Source organism: Micromonospora lutea (assembly GCF_016863535.1).
Taxonomy (GTDB): Bacteria; Actinomycetota; Actinomycetes; order Mycobacteriales; family Micromonosporaceae; genus Micromonospora; species Micromonospora lutea.
In genome coordinates, this window is record NZ_BOPB01000014.1 from 21,887 (window position 1) to 37,587 (window position 15,701).

Consider the following 15,701-nt stretch of genomic DNA (forward strand, 5'->3'; position numbering starts at 1 on the left):
GTGCCGATCGGAAATGCACAGCCGTCGGTCCGTCCGGTGCCATCCGGACGGACCGACGGGGCGGCGGCTGAAGCTGGCGGCCGCCGCCGTGGCGCTGGGTCACGGCACCTGCGTGGCGGCTCCCGCGCCGAGCGCCTCGCCCCGTACGTCCTGGTCGCACCCGCCATCCTGATCATCGTGGTGCTGCGGCTGTACCCGTTGCTGCTCGGCGTCAACTTCTCCTTCACCGGAGACGGAGAGCGCAACGGGACGACGGTGGGCATCGACAACTACCTCGAGTTGCTCGACGATTCGTTGTTCCGCACCGCCCTGGGCAACGTCGGGCTGCTGGTGCTGTTGCTCCCGGTGGCGGTGGCGATCCCCGGGCTGCTCGCGACGTTCATCTACCTCCGGGTGCCCGGACACCGCTTCTACCGCAGTGTCTACTTCTTCCCGGCGGTGCTCTCCCCGGTCATCGTCGGCGCGATCTTCAATCTGCTGCTCGCCTTCGACGGCCCCGTCAACGCGGTGCTCGGGGCGGTCGGCATCAGCCCGGTGGACTGGCTCGGAAATCCGGACGTCGCGATGTTCGTGGTGGTCGGCGTACACATCTGGGCCACCTTCGGGATGGCGCTGGTGGTGTTCCTGGCCGGGTTCGCGACCCTGGATGCCGCCCTGTTGGACGCGGCCCGGGTGGATGGTGCGTCGCTGGTCCAGGTCATCCGGCACGTGATCATTCCGGGCCTGTCCCGCACCATCGCGTTCGTCGCCGTCACCACGATGGTCGGGATGCTGACCTCGATGTTCGGCCTGCTCTACGTGATGACCAGCGGCGGACCGGAGGGATCCACCTACCTTCCGGAGTACTACATCTGGATCCAGCAGGGGCAGATGAACCGGCCCGCCCTCGCCTCGGCCGCGTCGACGGTGCTCTTCGTGATCATGCTCGTCGTGGGGCTGCTTCAGGTGAAGCTGCTCAGGCGGGCGGGAGGGGAGGACTGATGTCCCGCGTACGCCTGAGCCGGTGGCTGCTGGCCATCCCGATGTCGCTGCTCGCGCTGGCGACGATCTATCCACTGCTGTTCACCGTCAACGTGGCGATGAAGACCCGGCGCGACTACATCCTCGACCGGTTCGCCCTGACCGACACCCTGCGCTGGGACAACATCAGCACGGCATGGAACAGCGTCGGCATGGACCGCTACTTCGTCAACTCCCTGATCGTGGTGACGTCCTCGGTCGTACTGCTGTTGTTGCTCGGGTCGATGGCCGGCTTCGCCCTGAGCCAGCTTCGGTTCCGTGGCTCCTCGGCGCTGTTCCTGGGCTGCCTCGCGGGCCTGTTCGTGCCGTTCCAGGTGATCATGGTGCCGCTCGCCCGGATCATGGCCGACACCGCCCTCATCGACACGTACCCCGGGCTGGTCCTGGTCTTCGTGGCACAGTTCCTGCCCTTCACCGTCTTCCTGATGACGAGTTACTACAAGACCATCCCGCGCGAGGTCATCGACGCGGCCCGGATCGACGGCAACAGCGTGTACGGCGTGTACCGCCGGATCATGCTGCCCCTGGGCACCCCGGCCCTGCTGTCGGTCGGCATTCTCAACGCCCTGTTCTGCTGGAACGACGTGCTGATGTCGTTGGTGATGATGCCGTCGGCAGAGCATCGCACGCTCATGGTCGGCGTGACCTCGCTGCGTGGGCAGTACTCCAACGACATCCCCACCTTCGCCTCAGGGGTGTTGATCGCCGCGATACCGGTCCTTGTGGTCTACCTCTTTCTCCAGCGCCAGATCGCCGACGGCGTCGCCGCCGGCTCCACGAAGGGCTGACATGCGCATCACCGGATATCGGACGCTCACCACGGTCCAGGAATGGGGGCGCCCGGTCGGCGACGCCAACGGGGTCTTCGCCGACGGGAAGGTCTCGGTGCCGATCGTCGTCGTGGAGACCGACGAAGGGCTGTCGGGCGTCGGTATCGGTCCGCATGTCGAGATCGAGCGGATCTTCGCGGCCATCGAGGGTGAGGATCCCCGTGCGGTGACCACGCTCTACGACCGCATGCTGCGGCACACCTTCAAGGCCGGTCACGCGGGCCCGGTGTTCGGCACCATCGGCGCGCTCGACACCGCACTGTGGGACATCAAGGCGCAGGCGGCCGGGCAGCCGCTGTGGCGGTTGCTGGGCGGGCGCGACCGGCGGGTTCCGGCGTACGCCTCCGGCCTCGACATCGGTCTGACCGACGACGAACTCGTCTCGACGTACACCCGCTACGCGGAACACGGGCTGCGCGCGGCCAAGCTCAAGGGCGGCCTCGACATCGAACAGGACCGACGCCGACTCCACCTGGTCAAGGAGATCCTGGCCGAGGCCGGTCAGGGAAGGCGGCCCGGCCTGATGCTCGACGTCAACGAGGCGTGGACCCGCAAGCAGGCCGTCCGGCACGTGTGTGAACTCGAACGGACTCTCGACCTGATCTGGATCGAGGAGCCGGTTCGGCGTTGGGACGCCGAGGGGCTCGCCGCCGTCGGCCGGGGAGTGCGCGCCTCGGTCGCCACCGGGGAGAACCTCACCGGGCTTGAGCAGTACCGTCCGCTGATCGCCGCCGGCGCGGTCGACGTCGTCCAGACGTCAGCGGTTGGCGGAGTCACCCATTTCCTGCGGGTGTCCGCCCTGGCGCACGCGTACGACCTGCCGGTCAGCCCGATCGGCAACAGCCCGCTCGGGCTGCTGCACGCGGCCACCTCGGTGCCGAACCACCTGACCAGCGAGTTGCAGGATCTCTGGCCGCCGGTCGGTGTCTCCGTCGACCTGCACGTCGAGGACGGGGCGTTCATCCTCGGCGACTCACCCGGACTCGGCCTGCGGGTGGACGAACAGCGGGTCCAGCCCCCGCAGGCGCCGCCGGTCGACGGCCCGAACGTCCGGCCGGAGCAGGCCGGGCGGCGGCTGCTGGCGGCGACCGACGGCGTCGTACCGGACACCGTCAACCTCCCGTTGGCCCGGGCTGCCACCGCCTCGCGCAACAGCAATCAGGTGTCCCCGACCGGGCGTCACTGATCGGACCCGGCGGTGGCCGGCAGAAGTCGGGTACGGCCGTTGATACGGAGGATCGATGAAGGCAGTGGTCTACCGGGGCGCACGGAACCTCGGAGTCGAGGAGCGTGAGCCGGCCGCGCCCGGTCGCGGCGAGGTGCGGATCGCGGTGGCCTACACCGGGATCTGTGGCACCGACCTGCACATCTACCACGGGGACATGGACTCCCGGGTCGGTGCCGCCGCGATCATCGGGCACGAGATGTCGGGGCGGATCGCGGCCCTGGGCGAGGACGTCACCGGCTGGTCCGTCGGCCAGCCGGTCACCGTGCTGCCCACCAGATGGTGTGGGCGGTGTGCCGCCTGCCAGCGTGGCAACTCGCACATCTGTCACGCCATGAACTTCCTCGGCATCGACTCGCCCGGTGCCATGCAGTCCTCGTGGAACGTGCCGGCGGAACTGGTCCTGCCGCTGCCGGAGGAACTGCCACTCGACCAGGGAGCACTTGTCGAACCGGTCGCCGTCGCGGTGCACGACGTGCGGCGCGGAAAGGTGGCCTCCGGCGAGCACGTGGTCGTCGTCGGCGGCGGGCCGATCGGGGTGCTCATCGGCACCGTCGCCCAGGGCCGCGGTGCGCGGGTGCTGCTCGTGGAGCCGGACGCGACTCGACGCGCCGTCGCGGGCGAGATCGGAATCGAGGCGGTCGACCCGACCGCGATCGACGTGGCGGCGCTGGTCGACGACCGTACCGACGGTGCGGGCGCTGACGTCGCCTTCGAGGTCTCCGGCTCCGCTGCCGGTGTCGGCACCGCGGTCGAGGTCCTGACCGCCCGGGGTCGGCTGGTGATGGTGGCGATCCACCCCCGGCCCAGGGAGGTCGATCTGCATCGGTTCTTCTGGCGTGAGCTGGAACTGCTCGGCGCCCGTCTCTACCAGCGCGACGACATGGCGGAGGCGATCCGGTTGGTCGCCTCCGGCGCGATACCGGCAGGGCAGCTGATCTCCCGGGTCGAGCCGCCGGAGTCGGCGACCGCGGCGTTCACCGCGCTGGAGGGTGGCGGTGTCATGAAGGTGCTGCTGGACTGGCAGGAGGGTGACCAGTGACGAACCTGTTCGACCTGTCCGGACGGACCGCGGTGGTGACCGGCGCCCGGCGCGGCATCGGTCTGGCCATGGCCGAGGCGCTGGCCCGGGCCGGCGCCGACGTGGTGGGGGTCTCCGCGAACCTCGAACCGGAGGAGAGCGAGGTCGGACGCCGGGTGCGTGCCGCCGGCCGGCGCTTCACCGCGCTGCGCGCCGATCTGGCTGATCGGACGGCCGTGCGCCGGCTGGCCGATGATCTGATCGCGCTCGGGCCGATAGACATCCTGGTCAACAATGGCGGGACCATCGCCCGCGCGCCGGCTGCGGATCACCCCGACGAGATCTGGGACCACGTGATCGAGGTGAACCTGAACAGCCAGTTCGTGCTGAGTCGGGAGATCGGGCGGACGATGGTGGAGCGCGGCCACGGGAAGATCATTTTCACCGCGTCCCTGCTCAGCTTCCAAGGGGGCATCACGGTGCCCGGGTACGCCGCGTCGAAGTCGGGCGTGGCCGGTCTCACCCGGGCGCTGGCGAACGAGTGGGCGGCCCACGGGGTGAACGTCAACGCCATCGCCCCCGGCTACATCGCCACCGACAACACCCGGGCCCTGCGCGAGGACCCCGACCGCAACCAGGCGATCCTGGCCCGGATCCCGGCCGGCAGATGGGGTGCCGCCGACGACCTCGGCGGCGCCACGGTGTTCCTGGCCTCGGCGGCCTCCGACTACGTCAACGGGATCGTGCTGCCGGTCGACGGGGGGTGGCTGGGCCGATGACCGACGCAGCGCCCGGGATGGCCGGCATCATCGACGCACACCACCATCTGTGGGTCCGGGCACGGCATCCGCAGCCGTGGATCGACCCGGTGACGATGGCGGCCATCGACGCGGACTTCGACATCGCCGACCTGGCCCCGCTCGCCCGGGCGGCGGGCGTCACCACCACCGTCGTCGTGCAGTCCATCGCCTCGGTGAAGGAAACCCTGGACCTGTTGCGGGCCGCGGCCGACGACATCCTGGTCGGTGGTGTCGTCGGCTGGGTCGACCTGACGGCCGACGATGTCGTCGACCGCCTCGACCGCCTGCGCGCGGCACCGGGTGGACAGCGCCTGGTCGGCATCCGTCATCTCGTGCAGAGCGAGACCGACCCGGCCTATCTGGACCGCCCGGACGTCCGTCGCGGCATCGCCGCGGTGGGCGCTGCCGGCCTGGTCTTCGACCTGCTGGTCCGGCAACACCAACTGCCCATGGCCGCTCGGTTGGCGCGTGACCTGCCTGAGGTGCGGTTCGTCCTCGACCATCTCGGCAAGCCCGCGTTGGGCACCTCGGAGTTCGACCACTGGAAACGGGAGCTGCGCACACTCGCCGAAGCGCCCAACACGGCGGCAAAGGTGTCCGGCCTGACGACCGAGGTGCCCCGGTCGCCCTGGACGGTGGAGGATCTCCGACCCGCCGTCGACCACGCCATCGACGTGTTCGGGCCGCAGCGGCTGATGTACGGCTCGGACTGGCCGGTGTGCCTGCTCGCCACCTCGTACCCGCGCTGGATCGAGGCGGTCACCGAGTTGCTGGGAGGTCTCGATCCGAGCGATCGCACAGCGGTCTGGGAAGGTACCGCGCTGCGTTGCTATCGACTGGGGGCGTCGTGAAGACACACGTACTGCCGCGCCGTCCGGCGATCAGCCTCACCGAGCTGGGCTTCGGCGCGGCCCAGGGCGGCAACCTCTACCGGGTGACCACGGACGAGGAGTTCGCCGCCGCCGTCGACACCGCCTGGGCGGCGGGCGTGCGGTACTACGACACCGCGCCGCACTACGGCCTCGGGTTGTCCGAACGTCGCCTGGGCAGGGCGCTGCGGGACAGACCGCGCGACGAGTACGTGGTGTCGACGAAGGTGGGGCGACTCCTGGTGCCGTCGCCGGAGGACGCGCACCTGCGCGATCCCGAAGGGTTCGACGTTCCCGCCAGCCAACGCCGGGTCTGGGACTTCAGCCGGGACGGGGTACGCCGTTGCATCGAGGCCAGCCTGGCGCGTACCGGTCTCGACCGGATCGACATCGCCTACCTGCACGACCCCGACGATCACTGGGCGCAGGCCGCCGCGGAGGCCGTACCCGCGCTTGTCGAACTGCGTGACCAGGGCGTGGTGGGCGCGATCGGTGCCGGCATGAACCAGTCGGCGATGCTCGCCCGCTTCGTCCGGGAGACCGACGTGGACGTGGTGATGTGTGCCGGTCGGTACACCCTGCTCGAACAGGGCGCGGCCGGTGACCTGTTGCCGCTCGCGGAGAGCCGCGGAGTGGGTGTGGTGATCGCGGGCGTCTACAACTCGGGGCTGCTGTCGCGGGACCACCCCCCGGCCGACGCGTTCTACAACTACCAACAGGCGCCGCCGGAGGTGATTGAACGGGCGCGGCGGATCGCCGAGGTCTGCGACCGGCACGGTGTCACCCTGCCGCAGGCGGCGCTCGCCTTCGTCCGCCGACACCCGGCCGTGGTCTCGACGGTGGTCGGTGTCCGCAACGGAACGCAGACGGCCGAGACCGTAGAGCGCTCGACCACGGTGGTGCCCGACGAACTCTGGGAATCACTGACCACCGCCGGGCTGCTCGCCGCGCCGATGTAGGCCGGTCTGGACTCGTACCCGGCCTCGTGGGACGGGTACGAGTCCTGCCCTTGACGGGCGACCGTCACCCCGAACGGGACCGGCTCCGTTTCCCGGAGACCGGTCCCGACGGGAGGCGTCACTGACCATCGCGATGGTCGCGACGATCAGGCCAGGCCGAACCGCCACTGCTGGTTGGTGCCGCTGTGGCAGGTCCACTGCAACAGGCGGGCGCCGTCGGTCGTGGCGCCGCCATTGACATCGAGGCAGAGCCCGCTCAGCACACTCTTCACCGTGTAGACCCCGCTGGTTCCGGTGGTCGTCGCGGTGAACTTCTGCTGGTTGCTGTTGTTGCAGGTCGCCTGCTGGAGGAAGGCGCCGGCGCTGGTGGAACCGCCGATGACCTCCGCACACTTGCCGCTGTGGACGGCCCGGAGGTAGACGGCGCCACCACCGGCGTCGACCGCCTGCCACTTCTGGTTGTTGCCACCGGTGGCCGCCCACTGGTGGATCTGTGCGCCGTCGGCGGTGGACACACCGCTGACGTCCATCAGCTTGTTGCTGTGTTGCGCGGTGATCGTCCACGTCCGGCCGGCGATCCCGCTGCCGCCGGTGTCACCGACGCCCACGCCGGGGCCGCCGAAGGTGTGCGAGTCGAGGTCGAACCAGTTGTTGCCGCTGCCCTTGAAGACCAGGTACAGGGTGTGGCTGCCGGCAAGGGCTGTGACGTTCACCGGCGGTGTGGACTGGTAGTTGTCCCAACCGCCGGTGCTCGGCACCGGCGTGGTGGCCAGCAGCGTGCCGGTCGGTGAGCCGGCCCGTAGCTCGATCGATCCGCCGCCGGAGGGCGACGACAGCCGGTAGCTCACGGTGTTGATACCGGACAGGCTCATCGGGGTGAAGGCGATCCAGTCGTTGTTGGAGATGTCCCCGATCCGCTTGCCGCTCTGGGCGCCGGCCTGGTCGACGACCCGGGTGCCGGACTGGCTGCTGTAGTACTCGGCCTGCTTGTGCTTGGGCTGGAGGATCACCTGGGCCCGGCCGGTGAGTGGGGCAGCGCCGCCCGCGCCACCGTTGTCGGTGTAGCGCGCGTTGAGCACGTAGAACAGGTTGGCACCGTCCGGGTGCCCGCCGAGCAGGTCGGTGGGGATGGTCCCGGAACAGCCGGCGTAGTCCGTGGTCTCGTGCGCGTGGTCGTCGTGCCCGAGCGCCGGGTTGAGGAAGACCTTGCTGCAGTCGATCGCGGCGCCGCCCGGGTCGGTGACGGTGATCTGGTACGAGACCCGGTCGCCGAAGGTGAGCATGCCACCGTTGGCCGGCGTGGTGATGGTGACCACCGGAGCGGTGTTGCCGACGGTGATCTGGACGTTGGCGAAGCCGGTCTTGCCCGAGCTGTCGGTCACCTTCAACTGGGCCGTGTAGTTGCCGTTGCTGGTGTAGACCTTCGACGGGTTGGCCGCCGTCGAGGTGGTGCCGTCGCCGAACGTCCACTGGTAGCTGATCGTGTCACCGGGATCGGGGTCCATCGACCCCGCGCTGGAGAACTGCACGGTCAGTGGGGCGTTGCCACTGGTGGGCGTGCCGGTTGCCCGGGCGATCGGGGACCTGCCGCCCTGGACGTAGTCGATCCGGTAGAGGCCGGAGTCGCTGTTGCCGCCACCGAAGTTGGTGCCCCACTCCAGCAGGTAGAGCGAGCCGTCCGGACCGAATTCAAGGTCCATCGGCTTATTGAACCGGCTGGTGGGCAGGAACGGGTTGGTGCGGGTGACCGCCGTGGCGGAGTCGAAGTGCACTTCCTTGATGTAGCTGCGCGACCACTCGTAGAAGAAGTGGACACCGTCGTAGTACGGCGGGAACTTCGTCGCCGACGGGTTCGCCGGGTCGTAGCGGTAGACCGGCCCGCCCATCGGTCCGGAGCCGCCGGAACCGAGTTCGGGGAAGTTCTGCGAGTTGCCGTAGCCGTACCACATGTTGGGTGCGACGACCGGCCGGAGACTGGTCAGGCCGGTGTTGTTCGGCGAGTTGTTGACCGGCGCGGCGCAGTTGAACTTGGCGCCGACCGCGCCGGTGTCCGGGTTGTACGGCGCGTACGGCTGGTTGTCGCCGTGGCAGAACGGCCAGCCGTAGTTGCCCGGCGCCTTGATCACGTTGAGTTCGACGAGACCCTCGGGGCCCCGGTTGGTGGTGGGCGGGTTCCGGTCCGGTCCGTAGTCGGCCAGGTAGACCCAGCCGTTGGCCGGGTCGATCGAGAAGCGGAACGGGTTGCGGAAACCCATCGCGTAGATTTCCGGCCGGGTCTGCGCCGTACCCTGCGGGTAGAGGTTGCCCGACGGGATGGTGTAGCCGCCGCTGGCGGAGGGCTTGATCCGCAGCAGCTTGCCACGCAGGTCGTTGGTGTTGCCGGCGGTACGCGCCGCGTCGAGCATGTGCTTGCCCGAGCGCCAGTCCAGCGGGGCGTAGCCCTGCCAGTTGGGGTCGAGGTTCGGCGCGACATCGTCGCCGGTGCCGATGTAGAGGTTGCCGTCCGGCCCGAAGTCGATGTACCCGCCGGTGTGGCCGGGCTCCGGGTACGTCCGGTCCCGGTACGCCGGGATGTCGATGATGGTGACCCCGCTGGACATGTTCAACGTGTCACCGCTGAGCGTGTAGCGGGAGACCCGGTTGACGTCGGTGGAGCTGCTGGCCGGCGAGTGGTACAGGTAGACGTACCCGTTGCTGGCGAAGTTCGGGTCGAGCGCGAGCCCGGTGAGCCCGTCCTCACCGCCGGTGTAGACGCTGAGGGTGCCGGCGGTGACGGTGCTGCTGGTGCTCGGCTTGAAGATCTTGACCTGGCCACCTCGCTGGACGTAGATCACCCGGCCGTCGGGTGCCACGGCCAGCGCCATCGGGTCGACGGTGTTGCTGTCGAGGGTCCGCTTCTCGAAGTTGCCCCAGACGGTGCCGCCACAGTCACCCGGCTGGTTGCCGGCGGCCCACTTCACACCGCCGAGGACGTGGTTGCGGAAGTGGGTCTCGCTGTAGGACGCGATCGCGTGGCCCATGGCGGTGGCCCAGACCCGACCACCGCCGGTGTTACGGCACCAGGAGATCGGGTGATCGGGGCCCATCGCCCGGGAGCCCGGGTTGTAGGTGCGCTCGTCGGCGGTCACCAGGACGTGCACCTCGCCGCGCGGGTTCTTGTCGAAGTTGTACCACTCCTCGCTGCGGTTCCAGCGATCCGGCAGGCTGGCCGTCGACGGGTGCTTCTTGTCGGCGACGATGGCGGTGCCGGGTAGCACGCCGGGGGAGTGCTCCGGCATGTGCGCGCCCGCGTTGATGGTCTGGTCCCACCACGGGTACTCGGCTTCGATGCCCATGTCGGTGGCGTTGTGGATGGCCACGATGCCCTTGCCGCTGGCGAGGTAGCCCTCCACCGCCTGGCGTTGGCTGGCCGAGGTCCAGACCATGCCGGAGGTCTGGAACATGATCAGGACATCGAAGGTGGCCAGGTTCGCTGCGGTGAAGACGCTGGAGTCCTCACTGTGCACCAGTTCGAAATTGTCGGACGCGGCCTGCTGCTGAAACATCGAGACCCCGGCGGGGATCGAGTCGTGCCGGTAGCCGGTGGTCTTGGTGAACAACAGGGCGCGGAAGGCCGGAGCCGCTGATGCCGGCTGGACCAGCGCGAGCGCCAGTAACAGACCGGTTATCAGTCCGATGATGGCTGTCTTGCGACGCATGCCGTCTCCTCGTCGGGGCGGGGCAACAGGGGGTGCTGCCACGAGTCCGGGCACCTCCCACGGCACGTCGGTCGACGTCTGGTGGTACGGCGGGCGCGTGCGGTCGTCGGTGCACGGCTCGGCGTACCTGAGTGGCTCTGTTCCATGTAACTCAGAGTCACGTTCGGGGAGAGGTCCGGATCGATGGCGGCAAGGTGCCTAGATAGATAGGAACATGGAGATTGATGGATGTTAGCGCAAACATGTCGGGGTAATGATCATTGGCATGATGGTTCCCCAGTGGACCTGACCCGGCGTCGTTGCCCGTCACCAGCCCGGTCGGGAGTCCGGGAAGATCGGGGATTGCGCAGCTATCCCCGAGCATCTATCTTCATACGTGCGATGTTTCGGTTGTGTCAAGCGAAAGTTTGAGCACGACAACAGGAACCATTGCTTGCGATATCTAAAGCCAGGTGACTGGCCGGTCGTAGGCGGTTCTGAAGTGGCGCGCCGTCGCCCTCGGTGATTACTATGAGTAAGGAATTTTGATGTCAGATCGAGCGCCGGTGCCGCTGCTCGCCCTGCGTGGCATCGGCAAGTCCTTCTACGGCGTGCGCGTCCTCGACGGAGTTGATCTCGACGTCGCTCCGGGTGAGGTGCACGCCGTGGTGGGGGAGAACGGCGCCGGTAAGTCCACCCTGATGAAGATCGTCTCGGGTGGGTACGTCCCGGACGGCGGCACCATCGAGTTCGCCGGGCGGTCGTGCGTGTTCGGCGGCCCACGTGACGCACAGCGGGCCGGCATCGGCATCATCCACCAGGAGTTCAACCTCCTGCCCGAGCGCACCGTCGCGGAGAACGTCTACCTGGGCCATGAACCGAAGCGGCGCGGCCTGGTCGACCGGCGACAGATGCTCAGCCGCACCCGGGACCTGTTGGCCACCATCGGGGAGACGACGCTGCCCGCCGACGCGGTGGTGGGCCGCCTCGGCGTCGCCCAGCAACAGGTGGTGGAGATCGCCAAGGCGCTCGCCCTCGACGCGCGCCTGCTCATCATGGACGAGCCCACCGCCGCGCTGGCCGACCACGAGGTCGAACTGCTCTACGGCCTGGTACGGCGGCTGCAACAGCAGGGCATCGGTCTGCTGTACGTCTCGCACCGGTTGACCGAGGTCTTCGACCTGTCCGACCGGATCACGGTCCTCAAGGACGGTCGCCGGGTGCAGACGATGCCCACCACCGAAGCCACGGCGGAGGACCTGGTACGCCAGATGGTCGGCCGGGAACTGTCCAGCTACTACCCGGACCGGGCGGCCCCGGAGGACATCGGTGCGGTCCGGCTCGCCGTGCGCGGTGGCGGGAACCGGAAACTACGCGACATCGACCTGGACCTGCGCGCCGGTGAGGTGCTGGGCATCGGTGGTCTGCAGGGCTCCGGACGGTCCGCGCTGGCCCGGGCGTTGTTCGGGGTGGAGCCGTTCACGACCGGCCTGGTCACGATCGACGGGAAGCCGACCCGGCTGCGCTCACCGCGTGCGGCGACGCGGGCCGGCATCGCGTACGTCACCGAGGACCGCAAGGGCGAAGGCATCGTGGCCCGGCAGTCGGTGCTCGACAACGCGCTGCTCGCGAGCCGCGCGGTCTTCCCCGTCCGTTCGGGCCGTGCCGCGCGTACGGTGCGCGTCCGGGAGTTGCTCGCCACCGTCGAGGTCCGGGCCGCCGGTGACGACCAGGAGATCCGGTTCCTGTCCGGCGGCAACCAGCAGAAGGTGGTGTTGGCCAGGTGGCTCGCACTGGACCCGTTGATCCTGCTCTTCGACGAGCCCACCCGGGGCATCGACGTGGGTGCGAAGTCGGCGATCCACGATCTCGTCCGCCAGCTCGCCCGGGCGGGTGCGGCGGTACTGATGATCTCGTCCGAGCTGCCGGAGCTGCTCGGCATGAGTGACCGGATGCTGGTCATGCGCGACGGTCGCGTCGCCGGTGAGCTGCCCGCCGGCTCGACCGAGGAGGACGTCGTCGCCCTGGCGGTCGGCACGGTAAGCGAGGCGGCGGCGTGAGCGAGCGGAGCGAGCGAACCATTGGGTTCAGCAGCGTGGCGCCTCGCGTCGCTGGTGAGCGAAGCGAGGCGGCGGCGTGAGCCTCTTGTCATTGCGGGCGGCCCGGCGACCCGTACCGGGCGTGTTCGTGGCGTTGGCCATCACCCTGGCGGTCGGCTGGCTGATCGTCATGATCGACGGCGGTCAGCTGTTCAATCAGTCGACCACGGTGAGCCTGCTGCACGTCGCCGCCGGTCTGGGTCTCGTCGCGGTCGGCCAGACCCTGGTCATCCTCGGTGGTTCGCTCGACCTCTCGGTCGCCTACGTGATCAGCCTGAGCACCCTCGTGGCGGCCGAGACGATGAACGGCAGCGACGGCGCGCTGCTGCCGGCGATCGGCCTGGCGCTCACCGTCAGCGCCGCGGTCGGCCTGCTCAACGGGCTGCTGGTCACCCGGCTGCGGATCAACGCCTTCATCGCCACCCTCGGCGTCGGGCTGCTGCTCAAGGGATACCTCGACAACGGCTACGACGGGCCGGCCGGCACCACCTCTCCGACGCTGGTGCAGACCCTCGGCTACCAGCGTATCGGCCCCGTCCCGCTGTCCTTCCTGCTGCTGGTCGCCGTGACCGCAGCGTGCTGGTTCGCTCTCGCGCGGACCCGGTTCGGTCACCACCTGGTCGCCGTCGGCGGTGACCCGGAGGTCGCCAGGCTCTCCGGCGTCCGCAACGACCGGGTTCTGGTCGTCGCGCACATGCTCTGCTCGCTCTGCGCCGGACTCACCGGGATCTATCTGGCCAGTCGGCTCGGTTCAGGTGCTCCTCGGGTGGGCACCGAAGGCCTCTACGACCTGGAATCAATCGCGGCTGTGGTGATCGGCGGCACCGCTCTTGCCGGTGGCCGTGGTGGCGTCGTCGGCACGCTCGGCGGTGTGCTGCTGCTCGCCAGCATCGATGCCATCTTCAACCAGCTCGAAGTGGACGCCTTCTTCAAGCAGGTGATCCGGGGGGCCATCATCATCGCCGCCGTGGCCGTCTACGCCCGCCGGGCCATGCGAAAGGCGGCCGTCTGACATGCAACTCGTCAAGCGTCGCCCGCTGCCGCCACAGCTCGCCCGGGTACGCTCCGGTGGCCTTCTACCACTGCTCGCGATACTCGTGGTGCTGCTGGTTCTGATCACCGTGCGTCAGCCCGACTTCCTGGCGCCGGCATCCCTGATGTCGTTCCTCGGCCGTTCGGCTCCGCTCATCCTGCTCGCCGCCGGTCAGTACTTCGTGATCGTCTCCGGTGAGTTCGACCTGTCGGTCGGCTCGTTGGTCACCGCCCAGGTCGTGGTCGCGGCACGGCTCATCGACAGCGACCCGTCCCGGACCTGGCCGGTGGTGCTGGTGCTGCTCGCTGGTGGGCTGGCCGTCGGTCTGGTCAACGGGCTGATCACGACGCGACTGCGGGTGCCCTCGTTCATCACCACCCTCGGCATGTTCCTGATTCTGGTGGGCGCGGTCTACCTCTGGTCCAACGGTGCACCCAAAGGCGGGCTGTCGGAGGAGTTCCGCCGGTTCGGTCGGCGCGCGTTCGAGGACGTGCCGTTGCTCGGTCGTATGCCGTACGCCCTGGTGATCCTGCTGATCCTCGCGACGCTCGCGGTGCTGTTGATGCGCTCCGACTTCGGTCGGGTACTGGTCGCGGTCGGGGACAACCCGCGTACGGCGGAGCTGAGCGGCGTCCGGGTGCACCGGACCCGGACGATCGCCTTCATGCTGAGTGGCCTGGCCGCCGCGGTCGCGGCAATTCTGATCGGCGGCTACAGCGGTGTGTCCTTCCAGGCCGGTGCCGGCCTGGAGTTCGGGGCCATCACCGCCGTCGTCCTGGGCGGTGTCGCCCTGGGCGGCGGCCGGGGCTCGATCGTCGGCGCGATGCTCGGCGCGCTGACACTCGAACTGCTCTTCACGCTCATGAACTTCTACGGCGTGTCCGGCGCACTCAGACCGACGGTCCAGGGCGCCATCATCCTGTTCGCCGTGGCGGTTTCAACCCGACGTTCCACGTCGAGATAAGGAGATTCTCCATGAAACGACGCATGGCGGCCACGGCCGCGCTCATCCTGATGTCACTCACCGCTTGTGCCACCGACGAGCCGGCGGCGACCCCGTCGGATTCCTCCTCCGCACCCGCTGCCGGTGCCGGCACCGGGGAGCAGTCGAAGTTCTTCGTGCAGGCCGACTACGACAACGAACTCGCGCTGCTCGACGCCGCGCCGACCGGCCCGGCCGACAAGCCCTGGGAGCAGGTGCTGAACCCGACGATGGTGGACACCGCCACATTCAAGAAGGCGGGCCCCCACAAGATCTGCTTCTCGAACGCGGCGCTGAACAACCCGTGGCGACAGGTCGGCTTCAAGACCATGCAGGCCGAGGTCGAGGCGCAGGGCGACCGGATCAAGGAGTTCGTCCACGTCGACGCCGAAGGCAAGGACCAGAAGCAGATCGCTGACATCAACGATCTGCTCGGCAAGGGCTGCGACGCGCTCATCGTCTCGCCGAACACGACCGCCACGCTCACCCCTGCGGTGGAGGCGGCGTGCAAGGCCGGTCTGCCGGTCGTCGTCTTCGACCGTGGCGTCGACACCGACTGCCCGGTGACCTTCATCAACCCGATCGGCGGGTACGGGTTCGGCCACGTCGGAGCGGAGTTCGTCAGCCAGCGGATGAAGCCCGGCGGCAAGGTCCTCGCGCTGCGCATCCTGCCCGGCGTCGACGTCTTGGAGACCCGGTGGTCCGCGGCGAAGGTCGCGTTCGACAAGGCGCAGGTCGACGTCGTCGGGGTCGAGTTCACCGACGGTGACCCGGCCAAGACCAAGAAGATCGTGAACGACTACATCCAGCGGCACGGCACCATCGACGGCGTGTGGATGGACGCGGGTGCGGTCGCCGTCGCGGCGGTGGAGGCTTTTCAGGATGCCGGTCAGCCGGTACCTCCGATCAACGGCGAGGACCAGCTCGACTTCCTGAAGATGTGGAAGGACGAAGGGCTCACGGCGATCGCGCCCACGTACCCGACCTACCAATGGCGTACGCCGATCATCGCGGCGCTGCGGATCCTCGACGGCCAGCAGGTGTCCGCCCCGTGGAAGTTGCCGCAGCCGACGATCACCCAGGAGAACCTGGACAGCTACCTCGACCCGAACATGCCGCCGCTGCACTACGCGATGTGCGGCTGCACCGACCTGCCGGGTTACCCACAGCGTTGGAAGTAGGCGCT

12 protein-coding genes are annotated in these 15,701 nt (G+C 68.8%); 11 read left to right on the forward strand and 1 reads right to left on the reverse strand.

The window, feature by feature from the left end; genetic code table 11:
- Positions 1-36: 36 nt before the first annotated feature.
- The 7 genes from Vlu01_RS15285 to Vlu01_RS15315 are packed head-to-tail and all read left to right on the forward strand — an operon-like array spanning position 37 to position 6,724.
- Complete coding sequence (locus tag Vlu01_RS15285; protein WP_239095911.1) at positions 37-981, forward strand: carbohydrate ABC transporter permease; 945 nt, start codon at positions 37-39, stop codon at positions 979-981.
- Positions 981-1,808, forward strand: coding sequence for a carbohydrate ABC transporter permease (locus Vlu01_RS15290; protein WP_203999521.1), 828 nt, complete (start codon positions 981-983; stop codon positions 1,806-1,808). Before Vlu01_RS15285 ends, Vlu01_RS15290 begins: the two co-directional genes overlap by 1 nt.
- Position 1,809: 1 nt before the next feature.
- Positions 1,810-3,036 carry a mandelate racemase/muconate lactonizing enzyme family protein gene (locus tag Vlu01_RS15295; RefSeq protein ID WP_203999524.1) on the forward strand — a complete coding sequence of 409 codons (1,227 nt, stop codon included), beginning with the start codon at positions 1,810-1,812 and terminating at the stop codon, positions 3,034-3,036.
- 55 nt (positions 3,037-3,091) lie between these two features.
- Positions 3,092-4,117, forward strand: a complete 1,026-nt coding sequence (locus Vlu01_RS15300; protein WP_203999527.1) for a zinc-dependent alcohol dehydrogenase — start codon at positions 3,092-3,094, stop codon at positions 4,115-4,117.
- Positions 4,114-4,875 (forward strand): 2-dehydro-3-deoxy-D-gluconate 5-dehydrogenase KduD, encoded by a 762-nt coding sequence (gene kduD, locus Vlu01_RS15305; RefSeq protein WP_203999529.1) that lies wholly within the window; start codon positions 4,114-4,116, stop codon positions 4,873-4,875. The genes Vlu01_RS15300 and kduD overlap by 4 nt, the downstream gene beginning before the upstream one ends.
- Complete coding sequence (locus tag Vlu01_RS15310) at positions 4,872-5,747, forward strand: amidohydrolase family protein (RefSeq protein ID WP_239095912.1); 876 nt, start codon at positions 4,872-4,874, stop codon at positions 5,745-5,747. Before kduD ends, Vlu01_RS15310 begins: the two co-directional genes overlap by 4 nt.
- Entirely contained in the window at positions 5,744-6,724 is a 981-nt protein-coding gene (locus tag Vlu01_RS15315; RefSeq protein WP_203999531.1) for an aldo/keto reductase, read from the forward strand. The genes Vlu01_RS15310 and Vlu01_RS15315 overlap by 4 nt, the downstream gene beginning before the upstream one ends.
- Positions 6,725-6,870: 146 nt before the next feature.
- Here the strand turns inward: Vlu01_RS15315 and Vlu01_RS15320 are convergent, their stop codons facing one another.
- Entirely contained in the window at positions 6,871-10,422 is a 3,552-nt protein-coding gene (locus Vlu01_RS15320; RefSeq protein ID WP_203999533.1) for a ThuA domain-containing protein, read from the reverse strand.
- A 527-nt stretch (positions 10,423-10,949) separates the two neighbouring features.
- On the opposite strand from Vlu01_RS15320, the gene Vlu01_RS15325 reads away from it, so the two are divergent.
- The 4 genes from Vlu01_RS15325 to Vlu01_RS15340 all read left to right on the forward strand — a co-directional run bounded on the left by Vlu01_RS15325 (position 10,950) and on the right by Vlu01_RS15340 (position 15,696).
- Positions 10,950-12,461 carry a sugar ABC transporter ATP-binding protein gene (locus Vlu01_RS15325; protein WP_203999535.1) on the forward strand — a complete coding sequence of 504 codons (1,512 nt, stop codon included), beginning with the start codon at positions 10,950-10,952 and terminating at the stop codon, positions 12,459-12,461.
- Positions 12,462-12,537: 76 nt separating this feature from the next.
- Positions 12,538-13,512 (forward strand): ABC transporter permease, encoded by a 975-nt coding sequence (locus tag Vlu01_RS15330; protein ID WP_203999537.1) that lies wholly within the window; start codon positions 12,538-12,540, stop codon positions 13,510-13,512.
- Between the two features lies 1 nt (position 13,513).
- Positions 13,514-14,497 (forward strand): ABC transporter permease, encoded by a 984-nt coding sequence (locus Vlu01_RS15335; RefSeq protein ID WP_203999539.1) that lies wholly within the window; start codon positions 13,514-13,516, stop codon positions 14,495-14,497.
- Positions 14,498-14,508: 11 nt separating this feature from the next.
- Complete coding sequence (locus Vlu01_RS15340; protein WP_239095913.1) at positions 14,509-15,696, forward strand: substrate-binding domain-containing protein; 1,188 nt, start codon at positions 14,509-14,511, stop codon at positions 15,694-15,696.
- Positions 15,697-15,701 lie beyond the last annotated feature (5 nt).

Coding starts and splice junctions, on each gene's coding strand:
- Vlu01_RS15290 (WP_203999521.1), top strand. CDS start 981: ATGTCCCGCGTACGCCTGAGCCGGTGGCTGCTGGCCATCCCGATGTCG.
- Vlu01_RS15295 (WP_203999524.1), top strand. CDS start 1,810: ATGCGCATCACCGGATATCGGACGCTCACCACGGTCCAGGAATGGGGG.
- Vlu01_RS15300 (WP_203999527.1), top strand. CDS start 3,092: ATGAAGGCAGTGGTCTACCGGGGCGCACGGAACCTCGGAGTCGAGGAG.
- Vlu01_RS15310 (WP_239095912.1), top strand. CDS start 4,872: ATGACCGACGCAGCGCCCGGGATGGCCGGCATCATCGACGCACACCAC.
- Vlu01_RS15320 (WP_203999533.1), bottom strand. CDS start 10,422: ATGCGTCGCAAGACAGCCATCATCGGACTGATAACCGGTCTGTTACTG.
- Vlu01_RS15325 (WP_203999535.1), top strand. CDS start 10,950: ATGTCAGATCGAGCGCCGGTGCCGCTGCTCGCCCTGCGTGGCATCGGC.
- Vlu01_RS15335 (WP_203999539.1), top strand. CDS start 13,514: ATGCAACTCGTCAAGCGTCGCCCGCTGCCGCCACAGCTCGCCCGGGTA.
- Vlu01_RS15340 (WP_239095913.1), top strand. CDS start 14,509: ATGAAACGACGCATGGCGGCCACGGCCGCGCTCATCCTGATGTCACTC.